The following is a 17,874-nucleotide window of genomic DNA, read 5'->3' as shown; positions in this document are numbered from 1 at the left end:
TCCGTCCTGCTTTGCAGCGAGCTTTGCCGCAGAACCGGCCTATCAGCGATGAGACGCCAGCCAACCAATGATCTTCGGCCAGATACGCGCGGAAGCTTCCCGCCCCAAAAGAATTCCGAGGTGCTGCAATGCAATGCCGATTTCGCCGGGGTATTTGATGAGCGCGACATCCTTGGCAGGCAACGCATCGAGGAAAGGTTCAATCGAGGCGAGCGGTGCAACGTCGTCTGCCGTGTTGACCACCGCGAGCATCGGGATATCGAGACATGATGGACCAATCGTGTGACCCAGCACGGTGAGGTCGCCGCGGCAGAACCGGTTTTCCCGATACAGCCATTCAGCAATCTGATGGACCAGCTTGCCCGGAAGCGGAGTCTCGTCCAGAGCCCAGCGCTCAACCCGCGCATGGACATCCAGCGCACGCAAGTCGCCAAGGCTCATTGCTGCATCCGTCAACCGATGCCATACGAACGTATCGGGGGAGGCGAATGCGCTTGCATGCGACAACAGCGAGCCCGGGATGATGTCCGTTTCACTCAGGTCGGGCGGGATCATTGAAACAAGCGCATCGCGAAATCTGTTCGTCGCCGGTTGAAAGCAAAGCGGCGCACCGAGAAGCAATAGACCGCGCACGGCTCGCGGTTCGCATGCACAGAAGACTGCCGCTAACGTCCCGCCAAGCGAATGGCCGATCAGGAAGGGCTTTGTCGATTTCGGCTCGGTTGCGATCCTCGCCACACATTCGGATATGGCTCTTGCGCATTCATCGAGCCCGACATGTCCTCCTGATGCTGTCGGTGCAATCCATTCGAGGAGGTATATGCGCAGGTCATGGTTCAAACAGTTCCGGATGACGCTGAGGTTTGGCCCGAGATCCCAAATATAGGGCCGCTTGATTGGAGCAGCGACAATGAGCAGCGGTGGCTCTCGGCCGCCATAGTCGCGCAGCCGCCAATGATCTCCACTGGCAAGTATCCGATGCTTCAGTTCGGCAGGATCAAATCCGATAGCTCCCAGGGCATGGCCCTGTACTCGACGCATGAGATCAAGGGCCGCAAATTGGGCCTGTCGTAACGATTCCACCCGGCCCGCTCCTTGGAGTTTTGTCGGCTTAACTCGGCCGCTCGAGGGGCGTTCCTGGCTTAGGAGAACATGTCGCAGCGCTAGTCACCGTTCTATCGCCGCGGACATTGATCCTAACGACCTCCAGCTCAGATGGCCCATGGCGAAAGACCTGAATCAAAGTCGCAGCAATCAAAGTCGCAGTGTCCATTCAACTTAGCCGGCCGCAGTTTGCCCAAGACGTTCGCCTTGTGGTGGAAGGCGAAAAGGGCACGGATGATGACGAAGAGGGAGAGGCCGCCGACTGAGGCGGCCTCTTGGTGGAGATCTTGAGCCTCGCTGAACTCAGCCACTCGTCAGTGTTGGCGCTGCTTTCGCGCGCCCGGAACAGAAGGCCCCTACTTTTGTTCAATCGTCCTGAGAGCTCAAAGGAGAAGGGATATGATCGCTAACAGACTTATGATCTTGGGCGCGGTGCTCGCCTTCAGCGCCACCTCCGTTTATGCCGGTCCCTGCAACACGGCGAGCCGCGATGCAGGATCGGGGAAGGTCCCGGGCTACACGGGACAAACCACCGGTTCCACAGCAACTGATTCCAAGCAGCAACCGCCGACATCTTCGATGAGCAAAGCCTCGGAGAACACCGCAACGTCGTCGGAAGACGCGCAGCGGCAGATGCAGAGCCAGCCCACCGCTGCCGAGCAATCAACGGCGGCCAAGCCTGCACCCTCCGCGCAGGCGCCGGATCGGACGGCAGGCACGACGGAGCAGACCCGTCCAGCGCCCACCGAACAATCAAAGAAGGCGACGGCCGGTGCGGCCGAGCCCGCACCGTCCGAGAAAAAGGTGACGGCGGCCGAGCAGGACTGCGAGTAAGCGCGAGGATAATGGTTTGACGGAGGGAGCATATCGAGGGCTGGCCGAACGCCTTGGCCCTCGATCGGCGCCCGGAGCAAAATCGCGCGCCGAAACGGCCAGCATCGCCCGATTCATTTACTGCGTCGGCAGAACCAAAGCGCGAGATCCGGCTGCATTCATCGAGAATATCTCTTCGATTTCGAGACGCATGGTATCGCGGCATTCGCACGCCGCCGCTGCGAGCCGCGACGGGTCGATCTCGATTTCGCCGCGCCGTTCAGATCTGATCGCTCCGGAAGCGCGCAGATTGCGCATCAGGAGCGTCACCGTCGTTCGTCGCACACCCAGTATCTGCGAAAGTGCCTCCTGGGTAAGCGGGAGGACGTCGTCGTCGATGCGGTCGCGAAGCTGGAGCAGCCAGCGTGCCATGCGGGCTTGCACCGGATGCAGCGCATTGCAGGCCCCGCCGACTTGAAACTGTATCAGCATCGCCTTGAAGTGAATCTGGACTGCGTGGCGGATCGCGGGGCTCCGGCTGAAGGCCGTGTGGAATCGCGATGCCGGAATCCGCGAAGCGGTGCCCGCAGCACGAACGACGGCGGTAACGGCCGTGTGGGACGGCCCCAGCACGGACAGAGTGCCGACCGCTCCCTCGCGCCCTATTGCAGCGCTGGCGACCGTCTGCCCGTTCGCCATGTCGACCATCACCGAAATGGCGCCGCTATGAGGGAAGAAGACGTGCTCGGTCTGGTCACCCGCGCGCGAGACGACCGCATCGCGATCGAGCGGGACCATCTCCAGCTCGGGTGCCAGCAGATCGAGGTCGGCCGCCGGGAGTGCAGCCAGAAGTCGGTTACCAACTCCGCTGGGAAGCGTCACTGTGGCCCGCCGCGAACCATCCGCCGCAGCGCATTTCGAATGGCATAGGGCGGCAGGTTCAAACTTTGTTTAAATCCGCCGACGCTACGCGCTCCGAAATCCAGTTCAGCCACGGAAGCTCTCAATCTCAAAAATAAACTCCAAACACGGGCGATCGAGGCGACTTTTTGTCTCGCAGGATCATTGAGGACTTAGATTCAGGCGTTACGCGGCACCATTGCAAAATGCGTATGGGTAACACCATAGGGCGTTCCAATTTCCGGAACGCGGCAAACGCGTCATACAGCGGCGAATGCCGAAGCGCTGTCGTATTTTCCGGGATAAACATGCGCTATGCGCCAGACCCCGTTGGTCCGTTGCTGCGCCGTAGAGTGAGCCACTCATACCACCGTCATTTCGCGCCTGAGATCGGGAGCGAAGATGGCCTTGGGGATCAGGGCGTGAACGCCGCGCACGATGTCGACCACCTGCGTCACGCGGAAGCTCGCGGCGATGCTGCACAGGGCGTACGCGTCCAGCTCACTGATCTTCGCGCGCGTCGCCAGAAACTTGATCGCATTGCGCGCAGCAAGCGTCATCGCTGCGTTCAGGTCCTTGTCAAGCCCGATGACGATCCAATGTGTGTCCGTCTCCGCCACCGGCCAGGCCAGGTTCTTCTGCTTGTGGAGGATGATTTGGATGCGCAACTCCTTCATCCGAGTCTCCAGCGCAGTGAGCGAAATCTCGCCGTCCCCCTGCACAGCGTGGCTATCGCCCGTGTAGATGAGGGCTCCCGGCTTCCACACCGGGATGTAGAGCGTCGAGCCTTCGGACAGCTCGCTGAGATCGAGATTGCCGGCGTGCGGGCCTGGAGGCACCGAGCTGGTCACGCCGGGACTCAAGGGTGGAAAATAGCCGTCGGGTGGCGCGACGCCCAGGGTGCCCTGGAACGGCTTCAATGGAATGCTGATGTTAGGCAAAAACTTGCCCTTCATGGCGCCAAGGTCGAGATCAACGTACTTGACCTGCCCCTGCGCATAGTCCTGCGGCAGCAGCCCGGAGCCGAGCGATCCCGGGTTATTGAACACCGCGCCCCATTCGTAGGGACGGATCGATTGGTACCGGATTTCCAGCACGTCGCCCGGTTCGGCGCGGTTCACAGCAATCGGTCCGATGATGGAATGTGGCCCCCGGCCGGGATTACTTGCGCGCATCTGCGCCAGGGTATCAATCGACACTCCTGGCTGCATTTCATTCAGGAAGTGCGACCAAGTATCGGGGAAGCTGATGATGTCGCCCGACTCGATGGTGAGAATGGGCGGCAGGGTGGCATCGAAGACCCCGAGCCGAACCGTTTCCCTGGTCGAAGGAATCACGTGCACGCGACCCTCAGGCTGGGAACGGCGCACAGGCCCAGCGCCGGGCTCCTGCTGCGCCTGCGCAAGACTGGTGAACCACGGCTCAACAGCCGCCAGCACACCCATAAAGCTGCTCGCCTGCAAGAACTTCCGGCGCCAGCGGCCACGGGCTGACAAATAGCCATCAAATGTACACTGATCAACGTGGTTCATATTGAGGAGGCGATCGGAGGCGCGACTGTCAAAGGCCGCGTCCTTGATATCCTCGCGGATGATACCCGTTCCCTTCTCGTCGCCGCAGCCGAAGAGGTCGGCGCAGGCGTGATGGTGATCGTGTGTGTGTTGGTGTGCGCGCTCGAGCTCTGACATGATGACCCTCGCAAATAGAGCTGATGCTAGGGGTTCGCGCCGTCAGCAAACTCCTGCTGAGTTGTCCCGTCAACGGAATGCCCGCTGCCGCCAGCCCAGGCCGTCCATTGGAACAACGAGCCTTTCACACTTCGGCCCTGAGAACGATAAGCTGAAAGAAAGATGCCGTGTTGGGACAGCGGGACTGTCGGATTACATCGCTTGCGCCAACAAAAGTTTGAGCCTTGAATCAGCAACGGCGCGCCAATGCTCAGGTAGTTTTCGAGTATGCCTACCGCTCTCGCAGATGAAGCGATGAAGAGATTCGCCTGGGAGTGGGACGTGCGTGATGGCTTCATGCGTGGTGAACCGGAGAGGTACGCCTGGTCGGTCTAGCTAACCGATTGGGAGTTGGCCAAACGCGTAGCCTCATGCGAGCACCGCCCAGCACGGTCGATGGCCAACAAACGGGAGGAGAACAATGAGCACCTGGCTTAGTGAGCGAGAACAGCGTCTCGTCGCGGGCGCGGAGGCAGCATCGTCGGCAATGCCGATTCCGACCCAGATTGTCTCCAACGGCGAGTATCTCCCGCCCCCGCAGAGCGCGGTCCAGAGACGGGTCGAGGCGCGGATCAACGAGCTCGCCGACGTGAACGGCAAGCACCTCGGCTTGAGCCGCAGGCAGTTCTTGCACACGAGCTGCGGCATGGCCGCGGCGTTCCTCGCCATGAACGACATCTACGGCAATGTTTTCCAGGTCGCACCCGCCGAGGCCCGTGAGCCCGAATTGATGCTGGCCCGGACGCAACGCCTCGCCGACCAGTTCATCTTTGACGTCCAGACCCATTTCGTGCGCGACGACTTCGACCACAAGGAGCTTCTGGGGCTGGCGGACTTTGCGAGCCAGCACTGGAACCCCAAGATGAAAGAGGAAGGCGTTTCCTCGCTCGCCCGCTACAAGTTCCAGAATTACGTGAAGGAGATCTATTACGACAGCGACACCAACATGGCGCTCTTGAGCGGCGCGCCGTTCGACGACCCGAGCTGGTGGCTTCTCTCCAACGAGCAGATCGTCAAGGCAAGAGAACTGATCAACGACTTCGCCGGTTCGCGCCGCCTGCTCGCGCACAGCGTCATCACGCCCAAGCAACCCGGCTGGATGGATGAGGTGGACAAGGCGATCGAGGTCTACAAGCCGGATTCCTGGAAGTCCTACACGATTGGCGATCCGCTGGCGCCCTCGAAGTTCCCATGGCGGCTCGACGACGAGCAGGTGATGTATCCGTTCTATGAGAAAGCAGTGAAGGCCGGCATCAACACGCTGTGTATCCACAAGGGGCTGCTGCCGCCCGATTATGAGAAGTCGTTCGCCGGCGTATGGGAATATGCAACGGCGTGGGACATCGGAAAGGCCGCGAAGGATTGGCCGCAGATGAACTTCGTGATCTATCACTCGGCGCTGCGGCCTTTCCTCGAACTACCCGATCAGGCCTGGGCGGATTTCGAGCAGACCGGCCGTATCCAATGGGCCACCGATCTCGCGGAAATCCCGCAGAAGTTCGGCGTCACCAACGTCTATGCCGAGCTCGGCACATCCTTTGCCAACTCGGCCGTGGCGCATCCGAAGTTCTGCGCTGCGCTGGTCGGCACGCTGATCAAGGGGATGGGTGTCGACCACGTCATGTGGGGCACCGACTCGGTCTGGTACGGTTCGCCACAGTGGCAGATCGAGGCGCTGCGCCGGCTCGAAATCCCCGAGGATATGCAGAGGAAGCACGGTTTTGCGGCGCTTGGCGACGCCAATAGCGCTACCAAGCAGATGATCTTCGCGGGCAACGCAACCAGGTTCTACAAAATCAAGCTGAAGGCGGCCGAGAATACCAGGATGCCGGCCTTTTCCGAGGACCGCCTCGCGGCGCTCAAGAGCGAGTACACACAAGCCTCGAAGCAACCGTCGAACCTGCGCTACGGCTACGTTCGCGCCGCCTAGCAACGGTGGCAGCGGCGGGCAAGCGACAGTCGCGCATGGCCGAGTCCACGCCAAGGAGATCGCGGCACCAGATTCCGGGCTCGGCGCACAAGTCGCGGGCCCCCATTGCGCACTTGCGCAATGGGGAATGACGGCGGCACCGCCTTGATCCTCTCCGTCAAATAGACCACCATCGCGCATCTACCGCTCACGATAGAATGGGCGAGGAAACACGGAAATGAACGGGGTTGGTCTGGTCGAGCGCGCGCGGGCGATCGCGCCGCTGATTGCGGGCGAGGCGGACGAGATCGAGCGGACGCGGCGGCTGACGCCCGCCGTCACTGACGCGCTGATCGAAAACGGGCTCTATCGCGCGCTGCTGCCGCAGAAGCTCGGCGGCACTGAAGCCGCGCCGGAAGCCTTCATGCAGATGCTGGAGGAGATCGCGAAGGCGGATGCCTCCACAGCCTGGTGCCTCGGCCAGTGCAGCGTCTGCGCGATGATTGCAGCGTCCCTCGACCATGACACCGCGCACGAGATCTTCAACACACCGCCCGGCATCCTCGCCTGGGGCGCGATCGCACATGAGGCGCGCGCGGTCGAGGGCGGCTATCGCGTCAGTGCGCGCTGGGATTTTGCCTCGGGCTCGCGGCAGGCGAGCTGGCTGGGCGCGCATGTCCGCATCCTCGGTGCCGACGGCACGCCGCGCAAGAATGCCGATGGCTCGCCGGAGGTGCGCACCATCCTGTTTCCCGTTGCGAGCGCGACGCTCCACGACGTCTGGAATGCGATCGGGCTCGCCGGCACCGGCACCGATTCGTACGAGGTGCGTGACCTCTTCATCCCCGAGCGCTTCGCGACGTTTCGTGATGTACCGCAGGCCCTGCGCGAGCCGGGCCCGCTCTACAGGCTCGGGACCGGTTCGGCCTTCAGCCTCGGCTTCGCCGCGGTCTCGCTCGGGGTCGCGCGCGCCACGCTGGATGCCGCAATTGCGCTGGCGCGCGGCAAACACCAGTCGCTCGCCACAAGCGCGATGCGCGACAACCAGGCTGTCCAGGGCCTGATCGGCCGCACCGAAGGCGATCTTCGCGCCGCCCGCGCCTATCTCTACGCGACGGCAAGCGCGATGTGGCGTGACCTGGCCGCGACCGGCGAGTTCGGCAGTGCGCACCGCACCGCGGTCCGGCTGGCCGCGACCTGGACCATCCATCAGGCGGCAAAAGTGGTCGACACCGCCTATCACATGGCGGGCGCGACCGCCGTATTCCGCAGCAATCCGTTCGAGCGGCGGTTTCGCGACATGCACGCGATCGCCCAGCAGCTCCAGGCCCGCGACACGCATTACGAGGATGTCGGCAAGGTGATCCTCGCGGGCGCCGGGTCATGAGGCGATGAGTCTTGATTGAATCCGTGCATGCCGAGAGCGCAAGCGCAGGCAGCCCCGTTGAGGCCATCCTTCGAGATGCCGCTATCGGCGGGAGATTGTCTCGTTCCGCATCGTCATTGCGAGCCAACGGGGCCGCGCGTCGCGCGGACCCGTTGGCTCGCAATGACGGAGTGCGGTGCGCCGTCACGCCACAAGCGCGGCGTCCTCGTCACCAGCGGCATCGATTCCGCGCTGCGCGGCCAACAGGCTGATGATCTCGGCATTGGGCCGGGCCTTGCTGAACAGAAAGCCCTGACCCTCGTCACAGCCTTCCGCCCTGAGGCAGCTCAACTCGGCTTCGGTCTCGACGCCCTCGGCGGTGATGGTGACCCCTAAACCTTTGCCGAGGCTGACGATCGAGCGAATGATCGCCTGCGCCTCGCGATTGGCCCCTAAGTCGCGCACGAAGGACTGGTCGACCTTGATCTTGTCGAACGGAAAGCTGCGCAAATAACTGAGGCTGGAATAGCCGGTGCCGAAATCGTCCATCGAGATGCGCACGCCGAGCGCGCGCAGCGCGTGCAGCGTCGCCAGCACCTGCGCGCTCTTCTCGAGCAGCAGCGTCTCGGTGATCTCGAGCTCGAGGCGGCGCGGCAGCAGGCCGGACTGCTTCAGGGCGTCGGTCACGATCGAAAGCAGATTGCCGCTGCGGAACTGGAGCGGCGACAGGTTGACGGCGACGCGGACGTCATCCGGCCAGGTCGCAGCATCGAGGCAGGCGCGGCGCAGCATCAAGCCGCCGAGCGGATTGATCAAGCCGGTTTCCTCCGCGACCGGAATGAACTCGGCCGGCGAGACCATGCCGCGTTCGGGATGCGGCCAGCGCACCAGCGCCTCGAAGCCGGTGATGCGCCCGCTGGAGAGATCGACCAATGGCTGGTAATAGGGCCGCAGCACGTCGTTCTGGATCGCGTCGCGCAGCTCGACCTCGATCTTGCGGCGGCTTTGGGCCCTGGCATCGAGGGCAGCCTCGAAGAACGCGAAGGTGCCGCGGGCATCGATCTTGGCGCGCGACAGCGCCATGTCGGCGCTCTTGAGCAGCTTCTCCGAATCCTCGCCGTCGGCGGGCGCCATTGCGATACCGATGGAGGCGCCGATCACCACGGAATGACCGTCAAGCAGATAGGGATCGGCGACGGCTTCGAGGAGGCGCTTGGCCAGCATCACCGCGTCCTCGGGGCGTGCGAGCCCGCTCTGCACGATGGCGAACTCGTCCGAGTTCAGCCGCGCCAGCGCATCCTCCTCGCGCAAGGTCGAGCGCAGCCGCTTGGCTACGCCGCGCAGCAGCTTGTCGCCGACCGCGTGTCCCAGCGTGTCGTTGACCGCCTTGAAATTGTCGAGCCCGAGCATCAGCACCGCGACCTTCTCGGCGCTGCGGCGCGTGTGCAGAAGCATCTCGTCCATCTGCTGGCGCAGCAGGTTGCGGTTCGGAAGGCCCGTGAGCCCGTCATGCTGGGCCATGAAGGCGAGCCGCGCCTCGGCGCGCTTGCGTTCGGTGATGTCCATCAGCGCGAGCAGCACCGCCGGCCGGCCGGCATAGGTCAGCTCGCGGGAGTAGATCGCAAGATCGATCAGGGCGCCATCGGCCTTGACGTGCTTCCAGGTGCGCGCGGCCTGCTCCTCGCTGGAGCGGTCGGTGGTCCAGGGCGGTTCGCTGTCGAACGCCTGCAGCGACCGGATCGTCAGCTTCTCGAACTCGGTACGGCTATAGCCGTAGTGAGCGATGGCGGCATCGTTGACGCCGAGAATGCATTCGTCATCGAGCGCGCACACGATCATGGGGACGGGATTGCCGTCGAACAGCAGGCGGAACGAGGCCTCACGCTGCTTCAATTCGGTGATGTCGACGCGCAGGCCGACGACGCCGCCATCATCGGTCAGCCGCTCCTCGATCAGGATGACGCGGCCGTCGGCTAGCTTCTGCTCATGGCGTGCGCCCGGTTGATAGAGTTTCTGCAGCCGCTCGGAGATCCACTCGTCCTCGTGGCCGATCGCCTCCGGATAGTCGCCGCGCGCGACGCCGACGCGCAAGGTATCTTCGAGGCGCGCGCCTTCCGCGAACAGATCGGCGGTCTTGCGATAGATCTCGGCGTATTTCCTGTTCCAGAGGACATAGCGGCCTTCGGCATCGAGAAAGACGATGCCCTGCGGCAGGATGTCGATGGCCTGGCGAAGGCGTTCATGCGACTTGCGCGCGTCCGCGATCGCAGCCTCCGCCTCGGCGCGGCTGCGCATGAGTTCGTCGATCTCGACAGACGAACTTTGCGGAGCTGCGGCCGCAGAGCCAGGCATGCGCAAGCGCCCGCGGCTCCAGGCCAACCGCTTTCGCTTTCTTGCTTTTCGAGACCCCAAACTCAACGTCACACGTCCCACTCGCACCCAGTGGCCGCAAGTCTTCGGGCAAGTGTCTGAAAAAACAGTAATCTCGGGCCGTGACCTGCAGCGCCGTCCGCTGCGACAGGTTGCGAATCTTAGTTTTGTGCCTGTTTGCGAGGCGCCGCCGTCCAAGCTGGCGCGGCAGCCGAGGCATACAGTCTCGATCGAAGAGTGGAATGGCGCAAAAAAACGCGCGCTCTTCATGAATCAAGTCCGGCGACGTGTCCATTTGCACACAGGGCAGGCCCATTCCGGATTGCTTCGCGCGAATTTTGGTCAATCCGACACACGGTTATCGCTGCGTTAATAAAGAGGCCGCCGGAGGCAGGCATGACCTAAATCTTAACCCTGACGTTGTGTTGGGCTATAACAACGTCTGCATGAGTCCCCGCCGCATCACCCCTCTCCTGCTCCTGTTGGCTCTCCTGCTCGCCGGCGCTGCGCTGGCCCAGGACAAGGGCAGCGTGAATCCAAATCCGCTGCCGCCGCTCGCCAATCCCAACGATCCCAAGATCGGCGCCAAGGAGCTGTTCGCGCGACAAGTCCTGCCCTCGAAGGGGCCGGCGCATGTCATCGGCTCTTACGTCAAGGGCTGCATCGGCGGCGCCGCGCAGATGCCGCTCAACGGCGACAATTGGCAGGTGATGCGGCTGTCGCGCAATCGCAATTGGGGCCACCCCGACATGATCGCGCTGATCAAGCGGCTCGCGGCCAAGGCGCACAAGGACGCCGGCTGGCCGGGCATCCTGGTGGGCGACATCGGCCAGCCGCGCGGCGGCCCCGCATTGTCGGGCCATGCCAGCCATCAGATCGGATTGGACGCCGACATCTGGCTGACGCCGATGCCCGACCATCGTCTTTCGCGCGAGGAGCGCGAGGAGATGTCGGCAGTGATGATGGTGCGCGAGGACCGGCTCGATATCGATCCGAGAGTGTTCACGTCAGGTCACGTGCTGGTGCTGCGCGACGCCGCGCAGGAGCCGGCGGTGCAGCGCATCTTCGTCAATGCCGCGATCAAGAAGGCGCTGTGCCGCGAGGCCAAGGGCGACCGCTCCTGGCTGTCGAAGATCCGCCCCTGGTGGGGCCACGACTATCACTTCCACATCCGCATGCGCTGCCCGCCGGGCGCCAGTGAATGCGAGAGCCAGAAGTCGCAGTCCGAGGACGAAGGCTGCAAGCCCTCCGACCTCGCCTACTGGTTCAGCGATGCGGTGCTGCACCCGAAGCCGCCACTGATCCCGCCCAAGCCCAAGCCGCCGATGACACTGGCGCAGATGCCGGCCGCCTGCAAAGCCGTGCTGCATGCGCCGGATGCGAAGCCGTAGCGCTCACCGCCGTCGTCCTGGCGATAGCCGGAACGACGACGAGATCGCACCGATGCGCTTATGCCGGATGACAAGTCACTAGCTGGCTTGCACCGCGCGAATGCGCTAGGATGCGGCGTCGCCTTGGCCGTAAGCGGGCGGCTTTACCGGGATGCGTATCCCGCCCTCACCGATCCGATTCATCTCCCACGCGCGGCATTGTCGCGCGCGCCAGCGTCGCGAGAGCTCCATGCGCATCAGTGCACGCAACCAGATCAAGGGCACCGTCGTCGAGGTCACGAAGGGAGCAACGACCTCCCACGTCCGTGTCGACATCGGCAACGGCACGATCGTGACCTCCGCGATCACCAACGAGGCGGTCGACGATCTCGGCATCAAGGTGCAGGGCCAGGTCATCGTCGTGATCAAGGCCTCCGACGTCATGATCGCGGTCGACTGACATGCGCACGTCTCTGATCCTCGCGCTGCTGCTGCTCGGTGCCGGCCCCGTTCTCGCGGCCGAAGAGCCGAGCGGCTGCGACAAGTTCAAATGGCCGATCGCGCGCGAGCGCGCCGCGCTCACGACGCCGGACCGTGCGAAGCTCGCAACGGGGAGCGAACAGGCGACCTTGCCGTCATCGGCCATTACGCTGGGACTGGTGACGCCCGCGGACGCCAAGCTGCCGACGCCCCCCGAACGCACGCCTAAGGAGGGTACCTTTGCCGGCTTCGCGAGCTTCAAGGCCGCGCCCAAGGCTGGGCTCTACACCGTCAGCCTCTCGGCCGGCGCCTGGGTCGACGTGATACAGGACGGGCACGTGCTCAAGCCCGTCGCCTTCAGCGGCGCGACCGCTTGCGACGGCATCCGCAAGACCATGAAATACGAGCTTGCCGCACAGCCCTTGGTGCTCCAGGTCAGCGGCGCCAAGGACAACGCTGTCTCGATCGCGATCCTGCCGGCGCAATAGACCCGCCTCCAGACAAACCGTCGCCTTTGACCTGAAGCCTCAGCCTGCTATCTTCGCGAGCAGCGATATCCCCGTCGGCCGTAAGCCGCTACGGGGCCCCGCGGAACAGCGCTTCCGCCCATCGTGCCTGACCCACCAACGCCAGATTTGCGCGTGCGCCTGCACGCGCGAGCTTGCACGGAGCGCTATCCATGTTTCGCATTGCCGGACTTTTCACCGCCTTCGTGATCCTCGCGGGCGCGAGCCTCTCGCCCGCCGCCGCCGAGGACAAGACCATCACCGTGTTCGCCGCGGCCTCGATGAAGAACGCGCTCGACGAGATCGACGCCGCCTACACCGCCAAGACCGGCATCAAGTTCAGCGTCAGCTATGCCGCGAGCTCAGTGCTCGCGAGGCAGATCGAGCAGGGCGCGCCGGCCGACGTGTTCGTCTCCGCCGATACCGACTGGATGGACTACGCGACGGCTAAGAAGACCATCAACGAACAGACCCGTGTCAACCTGCTCGGCAACAACATCGTGCTGATCGCGCCGAAGGATTCCAAAATCGATCACGTGACGATCGCCCAGGGCTTCGATCTCGCAAAGCTCGCCGGCGACGGCAAGATCGCGACCGGCGACGTGAAGGCGGTGCCGGTCGGCAAATATGCCAAGGCGGCGCTGGAGAAGCTCGACGCTTGGCAGGCGGCGGAGGCGAAATTCGCCATGGCCGAGAGCGTGCGCGCGGCACTGACGCTGGTGGCCCGCGGCGAGGCTGCGCTCGGCATCGTCTATTCGACCGACGCCAAGGTCGAGCCCGGCGTCAAGATCGTCGGCACCTTCCCGGCGGATTCGCATCCCGCGATCATCTATCCGGTCGCGGCGACCACGGCAGCGAAGCCGGAGACCAGCGGCTATCTCGCCTTCCTGCGCTCATCGGTGGCCAAGCAGATTTTGGAGAAGTACGGCTTCAAGTTCCTGATCAGCCCGACAACTTGATTTTTGCGACTTGATGTTTGCGATTTGATGTCCGAGATCACGCCTGCGGAATGGACGGCGATCCTGCTCTCGCTCAGGGTCGCCGTCATCGCAACGCTGGTGGCGACGCCGTTCGGCGTTGCCCTGGCATGGCTGCTCGCCCGCCGCGACTTCTGGGGCAAGTCGCTCGTCGACGCGCTGGTGCACCTGCCCTTGGTGCTGCCGCCTGTCGTCACCGGCTATCTCCTGCTTCTCAGCTTCGGCCGCCGCGGCCTCGTCGGCGGCTTTCTCGCCGATCATCTCGGCATCGTCTTCGCCTTCCGCTGGACCGGCGCGGCACTCGCCTGCGGCGTGATGTCGTTTCCGCTTCTGGTGCGGCCGATGCGGCTGTCAATCGAGGCGATTGATCGTCGGCTCGAGCAGGCCGCCGAGACGTTGGGCGCGGCGCCCTGGAAAATCTTCTTCACGGTGACACTGCCGCTGGCGCTGCCCGGCGTGCTCGCTGGCATGGTGCTCGGCTTTGCCAAGGCAATCGGCGAGTTCGGTGCGACGATCACTTTCGTCTCCAACATTCCCGGCGAGACCCAGACGATCTCCTCGGCGATCTATTCGCTGATCCAGACGCCCGATGGCGACGCTGCCGCGGGCCGGCTCGTCATCATCTCGATCGTGCTCGCGCTCGGCGCGCTGATCGTCGCCGAGTGGTTCGCTCGCCGCGCGACCGCGCGATTGCATGGAAACTGACATGCTGCATGTCGAGGTCGAAAAACAACTCGGTGAGTTCTCGCTGCACGCCTCCTTCACCAGCGAGGGCCGCGTCACCGGCCTGTTCGGCGCGTCGGGCGCCGGCAAGAGCTCGCTCGTCAACATGATCGCGGGCCTCTTGCGTCCCGACCACGGAACCATCGCGATTGACGGCGATGTCGTCGACGACACCGCGGCCGGCATCCACGTACCGACCTATCGCCGCCGCATCGGCTACGTTTTCCAGGACGCGCGGCTGTTTCCGCATCTCAACGTCGCGCAGAATCTCGATTACGGCCGGCGGATGAATCGCCTCGCGCCCGATCCCGTGCAGCACAAGCGTATCATCGACCTGCTCGACATCGGCGCGCTGCTCGACCGTCGCCCCGGGAAACTCTCCGGCGGCGAACGCCAGCGCGTCGCGCTCGGACGCGCGCTCCTGTCCAAGCCGCGCCTGCTGCTGCTCGACGAGCCGCTCGGCGCGCTGGACGAAGGCCGCAAGCTGGAGATCCTGCCCTATTTGATGCGGCTGCGCGACGACGCCAATGTGCCGATGGTCTATGTCAGCCACGACGTCGCCGAGTTGCGCCAGCTCGCCACGCAAATCGTGATGCTGAAGCAAGGCCGGGTGACGTCGTTCGGCGGGGTGAAGGTGTTGTCGTGAGGCGTTGGCAGGGAGGAGTTGTGGCGCGAGACTGGCAACCCACGAGTCTTCGCCAAACTCGATCCTGTGGTTATGGGTCCCGGGCTCGCGCTATGCGCGCCCCGGGACGACGGTGAAGATGACGCTATTTCATCGCGTCATCTTCAGATCGCGCCGGCCTACCACCCACGCTCGACGTTGCGCACGTCGCCGGTGCTGGCGTCGACAAAGACCTGCATCCAGCGGCCGGTACGATCGCGGCCCTCGATCCGCCATTCGTCGCCGAGGAACTGGGTGTGGGAGACGGTCATGACGCCGATGTCGGTCGCGACATCGAGCGCCGCCTGCATCGAGATCTGATCGCCCGTATCGAAGGCCATCGCCGGCGCGGCCGCCCCTAAGCCGATCGCGACGATGGCCGGCAAGATGAGTTTTCGCATGGACTGCTCCTGTCAAAGACGTTGACCGTTACGCCGCTAAGAACGAGCAGAACGGGCATGCGTTCCGGCCGCAACCCTAAGGGAACAGCGGAAACTTTCGGCGCTTGCGGCGTTTTGGTGGCAGGTTCCCTACGAAATGGGCGCCACTCTCTCCCGAACTTCAGGACGCCGTTTTATGGTATGGCGCTTCAACAAACTCCGTCATTGCGAGCGCAGCGAAGCAATCCAGACTCTCACCGCGGAAAGATTCTGGATTGCTTCGCTGCGCTCGCAATGACGAGAGTGGGGCTGGTTCCGTCCTGCCAAACTCGATACGGAACGCGCGGCACCTAAATCCCCGCCACCGAGGTCCAGAGATCGGCGAGCTTGCGCCGCAGGGCCTGCGCGCGCGTCACGGGCTCCGGCTTCTCCTCGTCCTCCGGCAGGCGCAGGCCGACGACGTTGACGCGGCCACCGGAGATCGAGCGGGCCACCAGCACGATCTCGCCGAGCGCGAGCTCCGCACCCTCCTTCGGTGCGCGATCGAGGTGAACGTCGAAATAATCGGCCAGGGTCAGCCTGCCCTCGTCCTCGCTCACCTTCACGCCATAGATCTCGGCGAGCTCGGCGAGGGTGTGCTCGCCGGAGACCATGAAGTCGCCGAGCAGATGCGGATCGGGCGCCGAGCTCGGCTGCATGTCGACGAAGAAGCGGTCGAGCGACTCGGCCTTTTCCGGCGGAGCGAGCAGATAGATGTAGTCGCCCGGCGCGATCGGATCGGCCTCGTTGGGCGTCAGGATGCTCTCGTTGCGGATCACCAGCGTCGGCTTGGACCATGACGGGATCAGACCGCGGCGGAAATACAGGCTCTTGGGACGGACGGAATAGCCGACGAGCTGCTGCTCGAGCTGGCCGGGCAGGTCCAGCTCGACGCGGCGCGGCCCGCGCTCGGCGCGCGGCAGCGCCACGTGCAGCTTCCGCGCAGCGGGCGCCAGCGTCCAGCCCTGCAGCAAAAGCGAGATGATGACGACGACGAAGGCGACGTCGAAATAGAGATAAGCCTTCGTCAATCCGACCAGCATCGGGATAGATGCAAGGAAGATCGCGACCGCACCGCGTAAGCCCGTCCAGGCGATGAAGATCTTCTCGCGCCAGTTGAAGCGGAAAGGGGCGAGGCACACGAACACCGCCAGCGGTCTTGCGATCAGCATCAGCACAAAGGCGACTTCGACGGCCGGCAATGCGCTGGCGCCGAGCCGCTGCGGGGAGACCAGAAGGCCGAGCAGCACGAACATCACGATTTGCGCGAGCCAGGTCGCCGCGTCGAGAAATGTCACCACCGAATTGTGGGCGCGCGTCGGACGGTTGCCGATAATGATGCCGGCAAGATAGACCGCGAGGAAGCCGGAGGCGTGCACGATCTGCGAGCCGCCGAAGATGACGAGCGCCGCGGTGGTGACGAACGGCGCATGCAGGCCCTGCGGCAGCGCCACCTTGTTGAGCGCCACGACGACCAGGCGTCCGCCGATCACGCCGATGACGGCGCCCAGCACCGCCTCCTGGATGAATTCGATCAGCACATGGCCCGCCGTGCCCGACCCCAGCGAGATGTATTCCACCAGCATCAGCGTGAGGAAGATCGCGAAGGGATCGTTGGTGCCTGACTCCGCCTCCAGCGTCGCACCGACGCGCGGACGCAAGCGCAGGCCCTGGGTGTGCACCAGGAGGAATACCGCAGCGGCGTCGGTCGAGGCGACGACCGCGCCGACCAGGAGCGCCTCGGACCAGTTCAGGTCGAGCGCGAATTTGGCGAAGGGGGCAGTGATCAGCGCGGTGAGGAGCACACCGGCGGTCGCAAGCACCACCGACGGCGCGAGCACGGTCCGGATGCTCGCAAACCGCGTCCGCAAGCCGCCGTCGAACAGGATCAGTGCGAGCGCCACCGAGCCGACCAGATAGGTCGTGCGCACATCGTCGAACTGGAGCTGCCCGGGGCCGGAATCGCCCGCCAGCATGCCGATCGCAAGGAAGACCAGCAGCAGCGGCGCGCCGAAGCGTAGCGCGAGCAGGCTCGAGAGGATGCCGGCCATCACCAGGACGGCGCCGAGCAGAATGGCGATGCTGACCGAGTCGAGAGAAGCCATGTGGTGCTGCGGGTTACTCCAAGATCGACGGGATTCAGTTCAGACGGGCACTGGCCGGGCCACTCCCTCGCCCGCTTGCGGGGTCGGGACGAGCAGAGTTCGCCCTGAGAGGGTGGCGTGAGGGCGAGTCTCCACAGGGACGGTGACTGAGAGACTCGCGGAGAGTCCCCCTCACCCGAAATTCAAGCTGCGCTCGAATTTCGACCTCTCCCCGCAAGCGGGGAGAGGTGAGGTGTGCCACGACCGACAGATTTGCCCAGCTCGAAAACATGTGCTCATGATCCTTATCGTCGTCGCATTCCCGCGCCAACCCATTTTCTCCCGCTCGCGGCAATCTGCCCGTATTTTGCGGCCTTAACTCGCATCACATGGCGGTGTATCGATGGTTCGGCCGCTCCCTTTGTGGGATTCTGCGGCGCCCTCGAATCATCCGTCCCGCCC

At 63.9% G+C, this 17,874-nt stretch carries 16 protein-coding genes; 10 read left to right on the top strand and 6 right to left on the bottom strand.

Translation table 11 applies throughout. From position 1 onward, the window contains the following. Positions 1-42: 42 nt before the first annotated feature. Complete coding sequence (locus tag MTX21_RS28330; RefSeq protein WP_280967939.1) at positions 43-1,083, bottom strand: alpha/beta fold hydrolase; 1,041 nt, start codon at positions 1,081-1,083, stop codon at positions 43-45. Between the two features lie 420 nt (positions 1,084-1,503). Between MTX21_RS28330 and MTX21_RS28325 the strand changes: the two genes are divergently transcribed. Then, positions 1,504-1,938 (top strand): hypothetical protein, encoded by a 435-nt coding sequence (locus MTX21_RS28325; RefSeq protein WP_280967938.1) that lies wholly within the window; start codon positions 1,504-1,506, stop codon positions 1,936-1,938. 117 nt (positions 1,939-2,055) lie between these two features. On the opposite strand, the gene MTX21_RS28320 is transcribed toward MTX21_RS28325, so the two are convergent. Both MTX21_RS28320 and MTX21_RS28315 read right to left on the bottom strand, forming a co-directional pair. Then, positions 2,056-2,715: a Crp/Fnr family transcriptional regulator gene (locus MTX21_RS28320; protein ID WP_280971179.1), complete on the bottom strand. Its 660-nt coding sequence runs from the start codon at positions 2,713-2,715 to the stop codon at positions 2,056-2,058. A gap of 464 nt (positions 2,716-3,179) precedes the next feature. Further along, positions 3,180-4,505: an acetamidase/formamidase family protein gene (locus MTX21_RS28315; protein WP_280967937.1), complete on the bottom strand. Its 1,326-nt coding sequence runs from the start codon at positions 4,503-4,505 to the stop codon at positions 3,180-3,182. Between the two features lie 460 nt (positions 4,506-4,965). Between MTX21_RS28315 and MTX21_RS28310 the strand changes: the two genes are divergently transcribed. Continuing rightward, on the top strand, positions 4,966-6,474 hold the full coding sequence (locus MTX21_RS28310) for an amidohydrolase family protein (RefSeq protein ID WP_280967936.1): 1,509 nt from the start codon (positions 4,966-4,968) through the stop codon (positions 6,472-6,474). Positions 6,475-6,691: 217 nt separating this feature from the next. Then, on the top strand, positions 6,692-7,840 hold the full coding sequence (locus MTX21_RS28305) for an acyl-CoA dehydrogenase family protein (RefSeq protein ID WP_280967935.1): 1,149 nt from the start codon (positions 6,692-6,694) through the stop codon (positions 7,838-7,840). Positions 7,841-8,023: 183 nt separating this feature from the next. Here the strand turns inward: MTX21_RS28305 and MTX21_RS28300 are convergent, their stop codons facing one another. After that, complete coding sequence (locus MTX21_RS28300; RefSeq protein WP_280967933.1) at positions 8,024-10,171, bottom strand: EAL domain-containing protein; 2,148 nt, start codon at positions 10,169-10,171, stop codon at positions 8,024-8,026. Between MTX21_RS28300 and MTX21_RS28295 the strand changes: the two genes are divergently transcribed. The 7 genes from MTX21_RS28295 to modC all read left to right on the top strand — a co-directional run bounded on the left by MTX21_RS28295 (position 10,170) and on the right by modC (position 14,891). After that, positions 10,170-10,562, top strand: a complete 393-nt coding sequence (locus MTX21_RS28295; RefSeq protein ID WP_280967932.1) for a hypothetical protein — start codon at positions 10,170-10,172, stop codon at positions 10,560-10,562. The genes MTX21_RS28300 and MTX21_RS28295 overlap by 2 nt on opposite strands. Positions 10,563-10,635: 73 nt before the next feature. After that, complete coding sequence (mepA, locus tag MTX21_RS28290) at positions 10,636-11,580, top strand: penicillin-insensitive murein endopeptidase (RefSeq protein ID WP_280967931.1); 945 nt, start codon at positions 10,636-10,638, stop codon at positions 11,578-11,580. A 229-nt stretch (positions 11,581-11,809) separates the two neighbouring features. After that, positions 11,810-12,019: a TOBE domain-containing protein gene (locus MTX21_RS28285; protein WP_280967930.1), complete on the top strand. Its 210-nt coding sequence runs from the start codon at positions 11,810-11,812 to the stop codon at positions 12,017-12,019. 1 nt (position 12,020) lies between these two features. Next, on the top strand, positions 12,021-12,527 hold the full coding sequence (locus MTX21_RS28280) for a hypothetical protein (protein ID WP_280967929.1): 507 nt from the start codon (positions 12,021-12,023) through the stop codon (positions 12,525-12,527). Positions 12,528-12,718: 191 nt separating this feature from the next. Further along, the gene (gene modA / locus MTX21_RS28275) at positions 12,719-13,504 is read left to right on the top strand and encodes a molybdate ABC transporter substrate-binding protein (protein ID WP_280967928.1); all 786 of its coding nucleotides are present in this window, start codon (positions 12,719-12,721) and stop codon (positions 13,502-13,504) included. A gap of 27 nt (positions 13,505-13,531) precedes the next feature. After that, a complete protein-coding gene (gene modB / locus MTX21_RS28270) occupies positions 13,532-14,227 on the top strand; it encodes a molybdate ABC transporter permease subunit (RefSeq protein WP_280967927.1) in 696 nt (231 codons plus the stop codon). A 1-nt stretch (position 14,228) separates the two neighbouring features. After that, entirely contained in the window at positions 14,229-14,891 is a 663-nt protein-coding gene (modC, locus tag MTX21_RS28265; protein WP_280967926.1) for a molybdenum ABC transporter ATP-binding protein, read from the top strand. Between the two features lie 158 nt (positions 14,892-15,049). Here modC and MTX21_RS28260 read toward each other — a convergent pair whose 3' ends face one another. Both MTX21_RS28260 and MTX21_RS28255 read right to left on the bottom strand, forming a co-directional pair. Further along, on the bottom strand, positions 15,050-15,310 hold the full coding sequence (locus tag MTX21_RS28260; protein WP_280967925.1) for a hypothetical protein: 261 nt from the start codon (positions 15,308-15,310) through the stop codon (positions 15,050-15,052). Positions 15,311-15,639: 329 nt separating this feature from the next. After that, positions 15,640-17,433: a potassium/proton antiporter gene (locus tag MTX21_RS28255; RefSeq protein ID WP_280967924.1), complete on the bottom strand. Its 1,794-nt coding sequence runs from the start codon at positions 17,431-17,433 to the stop codon at positions 15,640-15,642. Between the last annotated feature and the right edge of the window lie 441 nt (positions 17,434-17,874).

The sequence above is a fragment of the Bradyrhizobium sp. ISRA430 genome, from assembly GCF_029909975.1.
Taxonomy (GTDB): Bacteria; Pseudomonadota; Alphaproteobacteria; order Rhizobiales; family Xanthobacteraceae; genus Bradyrhizobium.
This window is presented reverse-complemented; position numbering and strand designations above follow the sequence as displayed.